This is a genomic window from Lentzea rhizosphaerae (genome assembly GCF_042649515.1).
Classification (GTDB): Bacteria; Actinomycetota; Actinomycetes; order Mycobacteriales; family Pseudonocardiaceae; genus Lentzea; species Lentzea aerocolonigenes.
The window spans coordinates 117,716-133,305 of sequence record NZ_JBHRZI010000044.1 but is presented as its reverse complement, the minus strand read 5'-3'; the positions used below and the strand labels follow the sequence as shown (position 1 = coordinate 133,305).

At 70.4% G+C, this 15,590-nt stretch carries 15 protein-coding genes; 5 read left to right on the top strand and 10 right to left on the bottom strand.

What is annotated here, in order from left to right; genetic code table 11:
* Positions 1-6 precede the first annotated feature (6 nt).
* Complete coding sequence (locus ACFOWZ_RS41320; RefSeq protein ID WP_382379443.1) at positions 7-2,598, top strand: LuxR C-terminal-related transcriptional regulator; 2,592 nt, start codon at positions 7-9, stop codon at positions 2,596-2,598.
* 173 nt (positions 2,599-2,771) lie between these two features.
* On the opposite strand, the gene ACFOWZ_RS41315 is transcribed toward ACFOWZ_RS41320, so the two are convergent.
* From ACFOWZ_RS41315 to ACFOWZ_RS41290, 6 genes are all read right to left on the bottom strand, one after another.
* Positions 2,772-3,713 (bottom strand): glycoside hydrolase family 88/105 protein, encoded by a 942-nt coding sequence (locus tag ACFOWZ_RS41315; RefSeq protein WP_382379442.1) that lies wholly within the window; start codon positions 3,711-3,713, stop codon positions 2,772-2,774.
* Between the two features lie 1,185 nt (positions 3,714-4,898).
* Positions 4,899-6,893 carry an NAD-dependent DNA ligase LigA gene (gene ligA, locus ACFOWZ_RS41310; protein ID WP_382379441.1) on the bottom strand — a complete coding sequence of 665 codons (1,995 nt, stop codon included), beginning with the start codon at positions 6,891-6,893 and terminating at the stop codon, positions 4,899-4,901.
* A 57-nt stretch (positions 6,894-6,950) separates the two neighbouring features.
* Positions 6,951-7,421 (bottom strand): DUF6653 family protein, encoded by a 471-nt coding sequence (locus tag ACFOWZ_RS41305; protein WP_382379440.1) that lies wholly within the window; start codon positions 7,419-7,421, stop codon positions 6,951-6,953.
* On the bottom strand, positions 7,414-7,800 hold the full coding sequence (locus tag ACFOWZ_RS41300; RefSeq protein ID WP_382379439.1) for a hypothetical protein: 387 nt from the start codon (positions 7,798-7,800) through the stop codon (positions 7,414-7,416). The genes ACFOWZ_RS41305 and ACFOWZ_RS41300 overlap by 8 nt, the downstream gene beginning before the upstream one ends.
* Before the next feature lie 58 nt (positions 7,801-7,858).
* Positions 7,859-8,089, bottom strand: a complete 231-nt coding sequence (locus ACFOWZ_RS41295; RefSeq protein ID WP_382379438.1) for a hypothetical protein — start codon at positions 8,087-8,089, stop codon at positions 7,859-7,861.
* A 10-nt stretch (positions 8,090-8,099) separates the two neighbouring features.
* Positions 8,100-8,474, bottom strand: a complete 375-nt coding sequence (locus ACFOWZ_RS41290) for a MerR family transcriptional regulator (protein WP_382379437.1) — start codon at positions 8,472-8,474, stop codon at positions 8,100-8,102.
* 144 nt (positions 8,475-8,618) lie between these two features.
* Here ACFOWZ_RS41290 and ACFOWZ_RS41285 point away from each other — a divergent pair, with 144 nt between their 5' ends.
* Complete coding sequence (locus ACFOWZ_RS41285; protein ID WP_382379436.1) at positions 8,619-9,614, top strand: glycoside hydrolase family 5 protein; 996 nt, start codon at positions 8,619-8,621, stop codon at positions 9,612-9,614.
* Here the strand turns inward: ACFOWZ_RS41285 and ACFOWZ_RS41280 are convergent.
* The 4 genes from ACFOWZ_RS41280 to ACFOWZ_RS41265 are packed head-to-tail and all read right to left on the bottom strand — an operon-like array spanning position 9,568 to position 13,277.
* Positions 9,568-10,560 carry an acyltransferase family protein gene (locus ACFOWZ_RS41280; protein ID WP_382379435.1) on the bottom strand — a complete coding sequence of 331 codons (993 nt, stop codon included), beginning with the start codon at positions 10,558-10,560 and terminating at the stop codon, positions 9,568-9,570. The genes ACFOWZ_RS41285 and ACFOWZ_RS41280 overlap by 47 nt on opposite strands.
* Positions 10,557-11,510 carry a D-alanine--D-alanine ligase family protein gene (locus tag ACFOWZ_RS41275; RefSeq protein WP_382379434.1) on the bottom strand — a complete coding sequence of 318 codons (954 nt, stop codon included), beginning with the start codon at positions 11,508-11,510 and terminating at the stop codon, positions 10,557-10,559. The genes ACFOWZ_RS41280 and ACFOWZ_RS41275 overlap by 4 nt, the downstream gene beginning before the upstream one ends.
* Before the next feature lie 55 nt (positions 11,511-11,565).
* Positions 11,566-12,675 carry an alanine racemase gene (gene alr / locus ACFOWZ_RS41270; protein ID WP_382379433.1) on the bottom strand — a complete coding sequence of 370 codons (1,110 nt, stop codon included), beginning with the start codon at positions 12,673-12,675 and terminating at the stop codon, positions 11,566-11,568.
* Positions 12,660-13,277, bottom strand: coding sequence for a M15 family metallopeptidase (locus ACFOWZ_RS41265; protein WP_382379432.1), 618 nt, complete (start codon positions 13,275-13,277; stop codon positions 12,660-12,662). Before ACFOWZ_RS41265 ends, alr begins: the two co-directional genes overlap by 16 nt.
* Before the next feature lie 144 nt (positions 13,278-13,421).
* Between ACFOWZ_RS41265 and ACFOWZ_RS41260 the strand changes: the two genes are divergently transcribed.
* From ACFOWZ_RS41260 to ACFOWZ_RS41250, 3 genes are read left to right on the top strand one after another with little or no spacing between them, the layout of a single operon-like run.
* Positions 13,422-14,216, top strand: coding sequence for an MBL fold metallo-hydrolase (locus ACFOWZ_RS41260; protein ID WP_382379431.1), 795 nt, complete (start codon positions 13,422-13,424; stop codon positions 14,214-14,216).
* Positions 14,217-14,237: 21 nt separating this feature from the next.
* Positions 14,238-15,089: an NAD(+)/NADH kinase gene (locus tag ACFOWZ_RS41255; protein WP_382379430.1), complete on the top strand. Its 852-nt coding sequence runs from the start codon at positions 14,238-14,240 to the stop codon at positions 15,087-15,089.
* Positions 15,086-15,559: a GNAT family N-acetyltransferase gene (locus ACFOWZ_RS41250; protein WP_382379429.1), complete on the top strand. Its 474-nt coding sequence runs from the start codon at positions 15,086-15,088 to the stop codon at positions 15,557-15,559. Before ACFOWZ_RS41255 ends, ACFOWZ_RS41250 begins: the two co-directional genes overlap by 4 nt.
* The last annotated feature ends 31 nt before the right edge of the window (positions 15,560-15,590 follow it).

The window sequence follows — 15,590 nt, the reverse complement described above, 5'->3', positions numbered from 1 at the left end:
AACGCGATGTCCGACAGTTCGGAGTGCGAGCCTCACAGCCCCGAGACCGGCCAGGCGAAGCTGCGCGTGCCCACGGCGGCGACACCTCTCGTCCGACGCGGCGCTCTGCTATCCACAGTGGACGATCACGTGTCGTCCACGCCGGTCACGGTGGTGACAGGCCCTGCGGGGTGCGGCAAGACGACGCTGCTCGCCGAGTGGGCGCGCCGCCGTGGCGACCGCGTGGCGTGGCTGACGCTCGACGAGCACGACAACCAACCGGCGCGGCTGCGGGCCGCCATCCGTGACGCTCTCGGACTCACGGACGCGATCCCGTTGACCGAACCGGCTTTCTCCTCCGCCGTCGTCGCCGCGTTCGACCAGGTGCCCGCTTCGGTGTGCCTGGTGCTCGACAACGTGCACGAGATCCGTGACGCCGAGGCGCTCGCGAGCATCGACCTGCTGACCCGCCGACCACCCGACCGGTTGCGGCTCGTGCTGCTGGGCCGTTTCCCTCCTGCCCTGCACCTCGGCCGCCTGCACCTGGAGGGACGGCTGCGCGAGGTGCTGCCGCACGAGTTCGCGTTCGGGCGCGGCGAAACCGAAGCACTGCTCGCCGCGCACGGCGTGGAGCTCTCGCCGGGTGATGTCGATCTGCTGCTCCGACGCACGGAAGGGTGGATCGGCGGGTTGCGCTTCGCGGTGATGAGCCTGGCCGCGGGGCCGGCCAAGCCGGACGACCTGCTGATGTTCGCAGGTCTGGACCAGGTCGTGAGCCGCTACTTCGGCGAGGAGGTGCTGGCGCGGCACCCGCAGCGGGTGCGGGACCTGCTCGTCGCGACCAGCGTGTGCGACACGGTGAGCGCGGACCTGGCCGGCGCGCTCACCGGTCACCCCAGCCCCGGCGTGGTGCTGGACGCGTTGGAGCGCACCAACTCGTTCGTCAGCAGGCTCGCGGAGGCGCCGGAGTGGTACCGCTGCCACCCGGTGCTCCGCGCGCACCTGTCCGCGGAGCTGCGCCGGTCCCGTCCGGCGGACGAGATGCCGCTGCACCGGACGGCGGCACACTGGTACCACCACAACGACGAACCGGCGGTGGCGTTGCGGCACGCGTTGCGGGCGGGCGACGACCAGCTGACGGCGGACATCGTCGAGCACTCCGTGCTGCAAGAGGTGCTGAGGGAGGGCAGCGGTCGGTTGCGGGCGGTGGTCGACGCGGTGCCCGTCCACGTGCTCGCGCGGCCTCAGGTGGGTGTCGTCGCGGCGTTGGTGGCGATGGACGCCGGTGACGTCGCGGCCGCGGACCGGGTGCTCACGGGCCTCGGCGGCGAGTCGCTCGCGTTGCGGCAGGACAGGGTGCGGGTGCTGCACGCGACGGCGTTGTTGCGGCGGGGCCGGTTCGACGCGCGGCTGGGTGAGGCGTTGCGGGTGATGGCACGCACGGCGGCGGGGCGTGGCGGCACCGACGCGGAGGTGGCGGCGTTGATGAACCGCGGGGTCGCGGCGATGTTGTCGGGTGATCACGCGGGCGCGGAACACGATCTGGTGCGAGCGTCGGCGATCGCGCGGCAGGAGCGGTTCGACCACGCGGTGCTGGACTGCCAGGTCCATCTGGCGGCACTGACGAGCGCGTCCGGGGACATCCTGGCCGCGGCGAGGCAGGCGGGTGAGGCGCTGGAGTTCGCCGAGGAGAAGGGCTGGCAGTCGCACTTCGTCTGCGCGCTCGCCTACACGCTGGTCGGGGTGCAGGCCTACCTGAGGCTGGACGACGCCCGCGCCGTCGACCTCGCGGGCCGCGCGGTACTCGCGCTGGGCGACCGTCCCGACCCGGCCACGTCACTGGCGGTGTCCACATTGGACGCCGCCGTGTCGTTCCCGACGGCGGGCGACCCGCGGGCGGTCGTCGGCCGGGTCCGCGAGCAGTGGCAGGACGTCGCCGGAAGACAAGTCGTACCACCCGTCATCGCGCACATCGCCCCCGCCGTGCAACGGATCGCCCTGCGCTCAGGAGACGAGCAGTGGGCGTCGGCGATGCCCGAACAGGTGGAGGCGATGTTCGGCCCGTGCGGTGAACAGGCGTTGCTGCGCGCGGTCGTGCACACCCACCACGCCCGCGTGTCCCAGGCGCGCAAGGCCGTCGAACCGCTGCTCGCGGGCGATCTGCCGGCACTGGCGGTCCCGACGGTCGTCGACGGCTGGTTGCTCGAGGCCGTGCTCGTCGACCGTTCCGGCGACCAGCGACGGGCGCACGAGGCCGTGACCCGAGCGCTGGCCGCCGCCGAACCGGTCGATGCCCTGCGCCCGTTCCTCAACGCCGGCAAGCCCGTGCGCGACCTGCTCGCGCGCGGTGCCGGACGCTTCGGCAGGCTGGAGTCGTTCGCCACCACCACGATGACGGCGCTGCCGGCCGCGTCGACGGCCTCGACCGACGTGCTGACCAGCCGTGAACGCGACCTGCTCCTCGAACTGCCGTCGATGCGCACGACAGAGGAGATAGCCGACTCGCTGTTCGTGTCGGTGAACACGGTGAAGACGCACCTGCGCGGCATCTACCGCAAGCTCGGCGTGAACCAGCGCCGCGACGCGGTGCTCGCGGCCAGGCGGTTGGGCCTGATCTGACTTGGCCCCTTGGGGCAAGGCGGCCCTGAGCGCCACACTTGATCCACGCGAACCCCGCCGACACGATCGCCAGGTTCGCCTCACTCGCAATCGCGAGCCGATTCCGCGCCAACGGCACCCCCGGCCGTGCGCTGCTCAAAGCCGCGCACGACCGGGCGGGGTGCCGCCACCTGCTAGAGCTTCGCCACTTCGGACGCGGCGAGCAGGAACGCGCCGACACCGAAGCTGGAGGTGTCGTTGCGCCCCACCGGCTGGTGGTCCGACGGCTGCTGCCCCACGCCCTGCACGTACCCGAGCCGGCCGCTGGGTTGGAGCGCCACGCGCACCATCCCGTCCCAGCCCTTCATCGCGACCGGCCGATACGTCGCCGCGCTGAGCACGCCCGCCCGCACACCCCATGCCAGCCCGTAGGTGAAGAACGCCGTGCCGCTGGTCTCCGGGCCGGGATAGTTGCTCGGGTCACCGAGGTTGACGTTCCAGAACCCGTCCGCCCGCTGCACCTGCGCGAGCCTGGCGGCCATCTGCCTGAAGTCGTTGAGGTAGCCGGCCCGGTGGGGCGAGTCCGGCGGGAGCACCTGGAGGACCTTCGTGAGCGCCGCGATGGCCCACCCGTTGCCCCGCGACCAGTAGACGTTCCTGCCGACGAACCTGCTGTCCCGCCACCAGAGACCGTTGTTCCACAGCCGTTCCCGCGTGTACCGGTAGAGGCGGTCGCCGTAGTGCATTCGGTTGAGGCGGGCGAAGATCGGCAACGCCATGTGCAGCGCGTCGACCCACCACCAGTAGTCCGTCCGGCCGGTGGCGATCGTGGCCTCGATCTCCTTGACGATCGCGGTCCGCCTGCGCGGTTCGGGGTTGTCCTCGTAGAGATCGAGGTAGGGCTGCCCGGCCGCCTGGTGGTCGGCGAAGTGCGGGTTGCTCTGCGAACTCTTGAGGGCGAAGTTGTACCGGTTCGCCCAGCTCAGCGAGTAGTCGCGGTACTTCGTGTCGGTGGAGGCCTTGTAGAGGGCCATGACGCCGCTGTGCAGGGTCGCGTCCTGCCAGTCGTTGCCGCCGAGGCTCGTGGTGCGGATCCAGTAGTCCGCGGCCGCGCGACCGGCGTCGAGCGGGGCCATCGACGCTGTGGTCGCGTGTGCCGTGGTCGTGGGTGCTGTTGCTTGTGCGAGGAGTGGCAGGGCCGATGCCCCGAGCAGGAACGAACGCCGCCTCACCATCAGGTTCTCCAACCATGTGACATGGGCGGCGTCATCGCCCATTAGAGCGGGGACCTGCGGTGCGGGGCCAGGGTTTCGCGAGATCCCGGTACCGGTGAGCGCAGTACGTCCCAGCCACACGACGACACCGGTGAGGCAGCCCACAGATCATCCGGAAACACCGGCGGCCCAGGTGCCGTTGTAAAGGTTGGTCGGTGCGGTCCGTGTCCCCCGGGCCTCACCCAATTGCCTTCGCGGAAGACCGTCCGGCTGGTACCGCGTCGAGCCACTCGCCGAGAGGCGACCGCCGCATCGACCTCTCCACACTCGCCCTCAGGCCGTCATTCTCCCCCGACGGGCGGCCTGAGGGCGTCCTGAAACACCCCCGAACCACTTGCCCCTGCATCACGAACACCTTTACGCACCACCGACTCGCCCTCGGGCTGCCGGCCTCCCACAGGCAGCCCGAGGGCTTCCCAGCCCCGCAGGCCGTCACTCCCCCGACGGACGGCCTGCGGGCCCCCTTCCTCCGATCGCTCGGGTTGTTCTCCTTGCACCGCCGTGGTTTTCGCTTCACGCAGGTGATCGACCACACAGATCACTTGGAAACACAACAGAACCCCGCGCCGTTGAACGAGATGGTCGGTGCGGAACGAGTCCCCGGGCCCCAACACAACTGCCTTCGCGGAAGACCGTCCGGCTGGTACCGCGTCGAGCCACTCGCCGAGAGGCGACCGCCGCACCGACCACCAAAAACCCGCCCCCAGGCCGTCACACCCCCTCAACGACCTGGCGGCACGCCGCCCTCAAGCCGCCTACCCCCAGACGGCTTGAGGGCAACCCACTTCCCTTGCACAGCCAAGGTTTCCTGCATCACACGGGTGAGCGAGCACACAGAACACCTGGAAACACAACGGATCCCTGCACCGTTGAACACCATGGTCGGTGCGGAACGAGTCCCCGGGCCCCAACACACAAGCCTTCGCGGAACACCGTCCGGCTGGAGCCGCGTCGAGCCACCCGCCGAGAGGCGACCGCCGCACCGACCACCAAAACCCGCCCCCAGGCTGCCGTTCTCCCCCGGTCAGCGTGGGGGCTTCCCACTCCTCAGGCGACCCCGGCGGCGATCAGCTTCTTCCAGATCTCACCCTGGTCGACCACCTCGACGCCGAGCTTCTCCGCCTTCGTCAGCTTGCTCGCGCCGACGCCCTCGCCGGTGATCAGCATGTCCGTGGTCGAGGACACCGACGACGCGGCCGTTGCGCCGGCGCGTTCGCACATCTTCTGGAACGTCGGGCGGGTGACCTTCTCGCCGGAGCGCGGGTCGCTGATCGAGCCCGTGATGACGACCGACTTGCCCTCCAGGGGTGCGCCGGCGACCACGACGGGTGGCAGGTCCTCCTCGCGGACGTCGAGGGAGACGCCGCGTTCGCGGAGCCGTTCGATCTCCGGGCGCAGGCGGGCCAGGTGCTGGTTCAGGGACTCGGCCACCTTCTGGCCGATGTCCTCCACGGCCACGAGCTTCTCCACGCCCGCGTCGGCCACCTCTTCGAGCGAGCCGAAGCCCGCGCGGCACAGGCGGGCGGCGGTGCCCTCGGAGGCCATCGGGATGGACAGGCCGATGAGGGCGCGGCGCAGGCCCACGGAGCGGCTGCGCTCGATGGACTCGATCATGCGGGTGGCGGAGACCTCGCCCACGCGGTCGAACTCCAGCAGGCGTTCCTTGGTGAGCGTGTAGAAGTCCGACGGGTTCACCAGGTCGCCGGTCTCGGCCAGACGTTCGATCCAGACCTGGCCGATGGCGTCGATGTCGGCGGCCGCGCGCGAGGACCAGTGGATCAGGCGGCGCACGGTCTGGGCGGGGCAGACCGCGTTCGTGCAGAACAGCTCGCGGCTGTTGCCCTGCTCGGTGAGCGGCTGCGCGCACGACGGGCACTCCGACGGCGGCACGATCTCGCGCTCGGCTCCCGTGCGCTTGGACTCGTCGAGCACGCCCGCGACGAACGGGATCACGTCGCCCGCGCGGCGGACCAGGACCGTGTCGCCGATCTTGATGCCGCGCGAGCGGATGACCTCCTGGTTGGCCAGAGTCGCTCGGGTCACCGTGGTGCCGCCGACGAACACCGGCTCCAGCCACGCCACGGGAGCGATCTTGCCGGTCTTGCCCACGTCCCAGACGACGTCCATCAGCACCGTCGTCTTCTCCTCGGCGGCGAACTTGTACGCGATGGCGCCGCGCGGGGAGCTCGAACGGGTGCCCGCGGCGGCGAACGCGTCGCGGTTGGCCAGGCGCAGCACGGCGCCGTCGAGGTCGTAGTCGAGGCTGTTGCGCGCCTGCTCGATGGCGCCGATGAGCTCCTGGGCCTCCGCCGCGGAGGAGCAGTGCTTCATGTCCGCCACGCTGAAACCGAGCTTGCGCAGGCCGGCGTCCAGGTCGGCGTCGGCGGTCTCGGGATCCGTCGTCAGGTCGAACGCGAAGAACTGCATGCGCCGGCCCTCGACCGCCTTCGGGTCCTTCGCGCGCAACGTGCCCGCGGCGGCGTTGCGCGGGTTGATCAGCGGTTTGTCCGGGTTCTTCTTGTTGTACGCGTCGAACGTCGAGCGCAGCATCACGCACTCGCCGCGCACCTCGACCCGGCCGGGCGCGTCGACCTTGTCCGGCACGCCGTCGCACAACGCGCGCGTGAGGAACGTGACGTCGTCGCCCGTCGTGCCGTCGCCGCGGGTGACCGCGCGAGCCAACCGGCCGTTCTCGTACACCAGCGCGAGCGACAGTCCGTCCAGCTTCGGCATCACCACGACCGGCTGGCCGGGGAACCGGGAGAAGAACGACTCGACCTGCTCGGGCTTGTTCGCCTTCTCCAGCGACAGCATCGGCCGTGAATGCCGCACCGGCGCGTGCAGCACCGACGGCGCGCCCACGTGGTCCAGAGGGTTGTCCTCCGGAGCCAGCTCCGGGTGCTGCCCGACCAACGCACGGAACTCGTCCTCGATCACGTCGTACTCGGCGTCCGCCACCAGCGGCTCGCCCTGGTAGTACGCGTCACGCAGCTCGACGATCCGCGCGGCGAGCTCCTGAATCCGGTCCCCAGCTGCACTCATGGAGGGGACGTTACCGGGGAGCACCGACAATTTCGTGCAGCCGCGATCGAGCGCTGCTCAAGCCCCGTTCACGCGCTCCCAGAGCCACCCGAACCGGTCAATGCGCCACAGCTGCGCGCCCACGATCAGCGTCGCCCCGAACACCGTCGGCCACACCTGGAGCGCCACCAGACCCCAGATGACCAGCGCGAACCCCACCGATCCAGCGGCCACGAGCAGCCGCAGCACCGCGCGGTGGTCAGGAGGTACCGCCGTCCGCTTCTCCAGCCAGGCGCGCTCGCCGTAGATCCCGCGCTCCGTCCAGCTGCGCGGCGCCGAAACCGGCGGGAACACCTTCACGTTCAGCCAGAGCCACACGACCACGGCGAAGATCGGCACCAGGCACCACGCGCCGATCCACGTCCGGCTCCAGATCGCGCGCAGCATCGCCGGGATCGCCGCGAACCGGGTCCACACGCTCCACGGGTTCGCGTGCCGCCGCCACGCCTCGTCGTCCATCCGGAACGCACGAGCCACGGACTCAACCATCCCCGACCCCCTTGAAAGCGGACAGGAACCTGTCGTCGGCGAACAGCCCGTGCGTCAGCATCTCCAGCCCGGCCACCGCACCCCGCACAGCCACGGAGGTCTCCGCCGGATCACCACCGAGGTGCCGGCTGACGTGTCCACTGAGCACCAACGGCGCCAACAGCCAGGCCACGTACGTCACGGCGCGAGCGCGCGCGTCCGAGCCAGGCCGGACCCATCCCTCCGCCTCACCCTTCACCAGCCACGACTCGGTGCGCGCGACGATCGAGTCGAACAACGCCGACGCGCTCTCCGTGCCGTCGAGCAGCGAACGTGCCAGGTAGCGGCGCACGGGCGTGGCGGCCTGCAGGACTTCGGCGAGATCGGCCTCGGAGTCCAAGCCTTCCAGCGCGTACTCGTCGCACGCCTGCCTGAGCCCGTCCTTCGACCCGAAGTGGTCAGTCCCGCGGCCCCCGCAGCGTCAGGACCACCCGCAGCACGTGCTCGACGGCGGCGGGGAACACCGCGCCTCTCAGTTCGTCGCGGTGCGCGAGCGTCAGCCCGGCGAACTCGAGCATGCGCTCCGGCCCCACCCGGCGGACCACGAGCGCGGCGACCTCCTCCAGGTCGAGGCCCGGATTGTCGAGGCGGGTCAACGCGAACTCGACGATCAGCTCGTCATCGGTCACCGGTCACCTCCTACGGCGCGAGCATCCTCTTGAAGTCAGGACACTCGACCAACGGCTCGTGCGTGCACGTGGACGCGTGTTCGAGACTCTCACGCATCCGCTGGAGACGAGCGATGTCCTCGCCGAGCACCGCGACCTTCTCGGCGATGGTCGCCTCCAACGCGGCGTCTCCGGCTTTCGCCACCAGGAACCGCCTGATCTCCGCCACCGAGAAACCGGCGCGGCGGGCGCAGTTGATCAGTGTCAGCCGTTGCAGCACCTCGGGTTCGTACGTGCGGCGCAGCCCGTTGCGGCCGCTCGACGTCAGCAGGCCCTTCTTCTCGTAGAACCGCAGAGCCGACGGTGCGAGCCCTGACTTCTCCGCGACTTCGGCGATGTCCAGCACGCCTCCGAGGCTAGTCCGCGATCTTGATGTTCCTCGAACATTTCCCGAACCACGCCCGGTTCCGGGTCCGGCACCGTATCGCCCCGAACGTTCTTCCGATCTTGCGAGGGGGCTTCCGTGAAGCTGAGACACGTGGTTTTCGGTGTGACGACAGCAGTCGCGCTGTTGTTAGGCAGCGTCCCGGCGTCGGCAACCGCCGCGCCGGGGCGTCTCTCGGTGTCCGGCGCCGAGGTGATCGACCCGTCCGGGAACCCGATCGTGCTGCGGGGCTACAACTGGGGGCACTGGGGCACGGTCGGGCCGCAGGACGCCGCAGACCACGTCGCCGCGGGCGTCAACTCGGTCCGGATCCCGTTGCGGTGGTGGGGAGTCTGGAAGGACGACGTCGACAGCCGCGACCCCGATCCGGGCAATCCCAGCCACATCAAGCCAGGACACCTGGCCGTGCTCGACCAGATGATCGACCAGGCGAGCTCCTCTGGCATGTGGATCACGCTGTTCGTCGACTCGAACCACGGGCAGGGCGCGGGCGGGCGGCCTGACAACTTCTGGACCAACCCCGTGATGAAGCAGCAGTTCAAGGAGGTCTGGCAGTTCCTCGTGCGGCGCTACAAGACCAAGCCGCACATGGGCGCGTTCGAGATCCTGCCCGAACCGAAGCCGATCGGGCAGGGCGACGGCGAGGTGAAGGCGTTCTACGACGAGATGATCGCGGCGGTCCGCGTGGTCGACCGCAGGACGCCGGTCGTGGTGGGGTCCAACGACAACTACAGCTGCAGCCGTCTCGACGGAGCCTTCACGACCGTCGACCCGAAGGTCATCTACACCTGCAACTACTTCATCTTCGAGAACGCGCTCAACCGGATCGGCCAGATCACCGGCTTCCGCGCCAGGCACGCTGTCCCGGTGTGGATCAACCAGGTCGGCATCGAGAGCGGCGACACCGACGCCAAGGCGAAGGCCCGCGAGGTGCTCGGGGCCTTCGACACCAACCGGATCGGCTGGGCGTGGTGGACCTACCGGCTCAACGGCACCAACGCCTTGACGCACGGCATCTACTACCTCGACCCGAACGCCCCGGACGGCTGGGCGGTCAAGAAGGACTGGCTGAAGCTGGTGAACGGCTACCTCGCCGCATGACCGGCTCTTCCACGTAACGCCAGCTGAGCGCCGCTGCCACGATCGTGAGGACCGCCGCGATCGGCCCGGCGGCGGCGCCCAGCTCCGGCCGCAGCCACAACGTCAGCGGGTAGTTCCACAGGTAGGCGCCGTAGGACAGCACGCCCAGCGCCACCAGCGGACGGACCGATGTCGCCACCTCCTCCCACTTCGACCACGCCAGCAGCAAGACCGCCGTGCAGCCCGCGATCGCCGGACCCGCCACCAGGTACGTCAGCACGTGGCCGCGCAGCGGGATCACCGACAGCACCGCCAGGCCCGCCAAAGCGATCGGCACCGCCCAGCGCGGGACGCGGGTCAGCTTCAGCCTCGTCGCCGCGCCGATCACGAAGCACACGAACCACGACGTCGGCAGCGCGTAGGCGTTGTCGGCGTCGGGCCACAGCCAGACCAGCGTCGCCGTGCACGCCGCGAGCGCTCCCAGTGCCGTCACGACCAGCACCGCGCCCGTCCGGTTGCGCACCCACGCGAACGCCAGCAACGCCGGCCACAGCAGGTAGAACTGCTCCTCCGTCGCGAGCGTCCAGCTGTGGAACGCCGCCGGGCTCACCCCGCCGATCGGCAGGTTGCCCGTGAACGTCAGCAGCACCGCCACCGTCCGCACCAGTTCGTCGCGCTCCCCCAACGGATCGAACACGAGCGTGACCACCACGAAGACAACCGTCAGCGCCACCAACGCCGGCAACAACCTGCGCGCCCGCCGAAGGTAGAACCGCTTGAAGTCGACGCGCCCCTTGCTCTCCAGCTCCCTGCTGAGCACGCCGGTGATCAGGTAGCCGCTCAACGTGAAGAACACGACGACCCCGACCACACCGGCACCGGGGAACACGTCGGGAAACGCGTGCCGCAGCATCACGAGCAGAATCGCGACGCCGCGCAGCACGTCCAGCCCGGCGATGCGCCTCACCGCACCGCTCCCCTGATGAGCTTGTCCAGCAGGTCCGGATAGGACAGTCCGGCGGCCGCGAACATCTTGGGCACCTGCGACTCCGCCGTCATGCCCGGCATGGTGTTGACCTCGTTGAGCACCAGGCCGTCGTCGGTGAGGAAGAAGTCGACGCGCGCCAGCCCGCGGCACCCGAGCGCCTCGTAGACCTTGAGCGCGGCGTCCTCCAGGGCCTTCAGTTCGGTGTCCGCCAACGGCGCCGGGATGAGGAACTCGGCACTGCCGTCGTACTTCACGGTGGTGTCGAAGAGACCGGGAACCCGGATCTCCAGCGGTGGCCCCGTCCTGCGCCCCTGGTCCGGGTCGTCGAGCACCGCGATGTCGATCTCCCGGCCTTCGAGCACCTCCTCGACGAGCACCCGGTCGTCGAGCTCCAACGCCTGGCGGACGGCGGGCTCGAGCTCTCCCTCGTGCTCCACGAGCCGCACTCCGAAGCTCGACCCCGCCGCCACCGGCTTCACCACGACAGGGCCGGTGAAGTCCACAGTGGACGCGCTGGTCACCAGCCTGCCCCGCGCCGTCCGCACCCCGACGGCCTCGGCGACGAGCTTGGTGGCCCACTTGTCCATCGCGAGCGCACCGGCCCGCAACGGCGATCCCACATACGGAATCCCCGCCAGCTCGCACAACCCCGCCAGCGTGCCGTCCTCCCCCAACGGCCCGTGGACCAGCGGCAACACCACGTCGCAGCTCGCCAGCACGTCGAGCGCGGCGGCGAGGCTGCCGGACGCCAGGGTGTCCAGCACCTGCCCGTTCTGGCCGTACCAGCGGCCGTCGCGGCCGATCGTGAGCGCCACGGCCTCGTACCTCGCCGGATCGAGCGCGGCCCGCACCGACGCCGCCGACGCCACGGACACGTCGTGCTCGCAGTTCCGTCCGCCGCCGATCACGGCAACGCGGATTCCCCTCACAGCTGCACCCCGGATTCAGGTTTGATTTCGGTCAACACTGAAGTGATAGAGCCAATCATCCGACCGACCGCCGCACCCGCGGGCCGATGCCGGTCACGACCTCGTGCGGGATGGTCGCCGCCCACCGGGCCCAGTCCGCGACCGTCGGTTCGCCCTGCTCCCCCGGCCCGAACACCACGGCCTCGTCCCCCGGCGCCACGGCGTCGTCCCCGACGTCCACCACGACCTGGTCCATCGAGATCACCCCGACGACCGGCCGGCGCCGTCCCGCGAGCCACACCTCCGCCGCCCCCGAAGCCGCCCGCGACAGCCCGTCCGCGTACCCCACGGGCAACAGCGCCAACGTCGTCGCACGGTCCGTGACGTGCGCATGTCCGTAGCCGACGCCGGTGCCCGCGGCCACGCGCCGCACCTGGACCACCGGCGCCGTGAACCGCAACGCCGAACGCAGCGGGGTGGTCCCGGACGGGTCGATCCCCACCAGCCCGGCCCCGATCCGGACGACGTCCAGGTGTGTTCCGGGGTCCGTCAGCGCCGCGCTCGTGGCTGCCAGGTGCCGCACCGACGGCCGCAACCCGGCCTGGCGCGCCATCTCGACGCCACGCAGCAACGCGCGCTTCCCGGGCTCATTCGCTCCAAGCGTGTCGGCGCACGGCAGATGTCCCATCACTCCGACGACCGAGACGTTCCCGGCCAGTTCCGCACGACGAGCGGCCGACATCAACGCCAGCCACTCCTCCGGCGCGGCGCCGTCACGCGCCATCCCGGTGTCCAGCTGCAGGTGCACACGCACCGGACCGGACCGTTCGACCGCGGCCAGGTGCTCGAGGCCCGGCACGCTGAGGTCGATCCCGTACCGCACCGCCTGGCGGACGTCGACGTCGACCGGATTGAGCCAGCTGAGCACCGGAACGTCCACACCGGACTCCCGCACCGCCACCGCCTCGGCCAGCGACGTGACGCCGATCCACGTGGCGCCGGCGGCGACCGCCGTGCGGGCCACGTCGCCGAGACCGTGCCCGAACCCGTCCGCCTTCACCACGGCCATGACCTCGCCGCGAGCCAGCGCCACGAACCGGCGGGTGTTGTCCGCCACCGCAGCGAGATCGACGGAGAGCGAGGGTGACGCCGACGCCTGGTGCAGGCGCGTCACGAGCGCGCCCACGCAGGCACCTCCACCGGTCCGTAGACAGCGTTGTCAGCGCCGCTCAGCAACGCCCAGTAGCGGTCGCCGTAGGACCAGTGCCACCACTCGGTCGGGTAGTTGACCAGGCCGGCGCTGCTCAACGCGTCCGCGAGCACCGTCCGGTTGCGCCGCGCCTCGGCGTCCACCGGCGCGGCGAAGAAGCACGCGCCGTCGCTCTCCTCGGGCGTGGCGTCGACCGCCGTACCCATCCACAGCTCGGCACCGGACGTGGTGACGAGCGTGAGGTCGACCGCCGCACCGGCGACGTGCGGGGCGACGGCCAACGGCGCCACGAACCGGCTGGAGAGCCGATCCAGCTCGACCGCGTCGGCCGCGGGGTGGAGCTCACGCAGCTCCGCCGTGTACCGCTCGATGATCGCGCTCTGGTCGGCGCTGCTGCGGTGTCCCTCGATCACGCGCAGGTCCACACCGGACGGAAGCAGCGCACGTGCCACGTCGAGCCGCCGCGCAACGCACTCGCGCACCAGCACGCCGGGCGCGAAGTCCAGTGGTACCAACGGATCCCCGTTGTCGAGCACGCGGACGGCGCGCACGACCGGATCTGCGAGCAGGATGGTCATGTGGCCAAACTAGGAACGCGCGGCCACGGCGAACTCGTCCTCGCGGCCACCCCCTGACGCCGAACGGCCGGTTCGGCGGCGTCCACATCGGCCGTTCGGCTGAGGGCTTGACTTGAACCGCGATTCAAGTCGCATCCTCCGCACATGAAGATCCACCACCTGAACTGCGGTTCCGTGCGCCAGATCGACCCCACCTACGAAGGCCTGCCGAGTGCACACGCCGTGAACCACTGCCTGCTCGTGCACACGGACAGCGGACTCGTGCTCGTCGAGACAGGACTCGGCCTCGACGACGTCCGCACCCCGGACGACACCCTCGGCGCGGCCTGGGTGGAGATGGCCCAGCCGGTGCTGGACGAGCAGGAGACCGCGATCCGCCAGATCGAACGGCTCGGGTACGACCCCGCCGACGTCCGCGACGTGATCGTCACGCACCTCGACGTCGACCACTGCGGCGGTCTCCCGGACTTTCCGCACGCCAGGGTCCACGTGCTGGCCGCCGAACTGCGCGCGGCGATCGCGGAGGCACCGAGCCGCCGCTACCGCCCGGCGCACTGGGCGCACGGTCCACAGTGGCGCACCTACGAATCCACCGACGGCGAGTGGTTCGGCTTCCCGTCGATCCGGCTCGACGGCCTGCCCGAGAACATCAAGCTCGTCCCGATGGCCGGCCACACAGCGGGCCACACCGGCGTTGCCGTGCACGACGGCTCGCGCTGGTTGTTGCACTGCGGCGACGCCTACTACTACCACCGCGAACTGGACGAAAACCCCGAACCGCACCCGATTCTCGACATCGTGCAGACCGGGTCCGAAGTCGACCACGACCAGCGCGTGAGCACCCAGGACCGGCTGAGGGCGCTGGCCCGCGACCACGCGAGCGAGGTGACGATCTTCAGCGCACACGACCCGTGGGAATTCGGCAGACTGGCGTCGTGACTCGACAGAGGACGAACTGACGTGCACGCCGCCGGCCTGGTGCTGCACCCGCAACGAGACTCCGCCGCCGCCGTCGAGGCCGTGCTCGGCTGGGCGACGAACCGCGGTGTCGAGATCCTCGGCATCTCCGACGAGATCCAGCGACTCCGCTGCGAGGCCACCCCGGTCTCGGCGGAGGAACTGGGCCGACGCGCCGACCTGGTCGTGAGCCTCGGCGGCGACGGCACGATGCTGCGCGCCATGCGCCTGGCCGACGGCGAACGAGCGCCGGTCCTGGGCGTCAACCTGGGCAAACTCGGCTTCCTGGCCGAGGTCGACGTCCCGGACCTGCCTGCCGCTCTGAGTGCGATCGACGCCCACGACTTCACCGTCGAACCGCGCCTGGCCGTCGACGCGATCTTCGGCGACGAGAAGGTGACGGCGTTCAACGACATCGCCGTCGTCCGCATCCCCGGCGAGGGCAGCGCACGGGTCGCCGTCCGCGTGGCAGGCCAGCCGTTCGTCAGCTACGCCGCGGACGCGGTCATCGTCGCGACCCCGACCGGCTCGACCGCGTACAGCTTCTCCGCGGGCGGCCCGATCACGAGCCCGTCCGTCGAGGCCCTGCTGGTCACGCCCGCCGCTCCGCACTCGGCCTACAGCCGGGGCGTCGTCCTGTCCGTGCGCGATGACGTGGAGCTCGACCTCCTGCCGTCCAGCGGCCGGTTGGCGGTCGAGGTGGACGGCATGGTCGCTGGCTACGTCTCACCGGGCGACCGCGTGTCGTTGCGCGCCCGCCCCGCCGCCGCCCGTGTGGTGCGGCTGGGGATGACGACGTTCTACCAGCGGGCGCGGCGCAAGCTGCAGCTCACGGACTCGGCGGAGCTGACGTGAGGCTGCGCGAGTGGACCGTCGACGACGCGGCCTGGTACGCCGAGGTCACGAAGGACCCCGAGGTGCAGCGCTACACCAGCGACCCGCCCACGATCACCGAGGAACAGGTCGCCCAGGCGATCGCGGCGCTGCCAGGCAATCCGGGTATGGCGTCGTTCTGCATCGAGGACGCCGGTGAGCGCTGCGGCAACGTGGCGGTCGACGTCGAGGACGGCATCGGCCACGTGTCGTACCTGGTCTCCGCGCACGCACGCGGAAGAGGGCTGGCCACCAAGGCGCTCACCGAGTTCGTGGCGTGGATCTTCGCCAACCACGACGTGACCGAGCTGCGGCTGTGGACCCACCGCGACAACGCGGGCTCGCGCAAGGTGGCCGAACGCGCCGGGTTCGTCCGTGATCCCGCACGCGATCAGGACCGGGAGATCAAGGGAGCCGTCTGGCCAACTGTGGCCTACCAACTCACTCGTTGAGGTGGGCTTCTCGACCTAGGCTGCACCCCTG

What these genes read in the sequence shown, in the direction of transcription:
- ACFOWZ_RS41305 (WP_382379440.1), bottom strand. Translation starts at nt 7,421, where the DNA reads ATGGTTGAGTCCGTGGCTCGTGCGTTCCGGATGGACGACGAGGCGTGG.
- ACFOWZ_RS41260 (WP_382379431.1), top strand. Translation starts at nt 13,422, where the DNA reads ATGAAGATCCACCACCTGAACTGCGGTTCCGTGCGCCAGATCGACCCC.
- ligA (WP_382379441.1), bottom strand. Translation starts at nt 6,893, where the DNA reads ATGAGTGCAGCTGGGGACCGGATTCAGGAGCTCGCCGCGCGGATCGTC.
- ACFOWZ_RS41315 (WP_382379442.1), bottom strand. Translation starts at nt 3,713, where the DNA reads ATGGCCCCGCTCGACGCCGGTCGCGCGGCCGCGGACTACTGGATCCGC.
- ACFOWZ_RS41265 (WP_382379432.1), bottom strand. Translation starts at nt 13,277, where the DNA reads ATGACCATCCTGCTCGCAGATCCGGTCGTGCGCGCCGTCCGCGTGCTC.
- ACFOWZ_RS41320 (WP_382379443.1), top strand. Translation starts at nt 7, where the DNA reads ATGTCCGACAGTTCGGAGTGCGAGCCTCACAGCCCCGAGACCGGCCAG.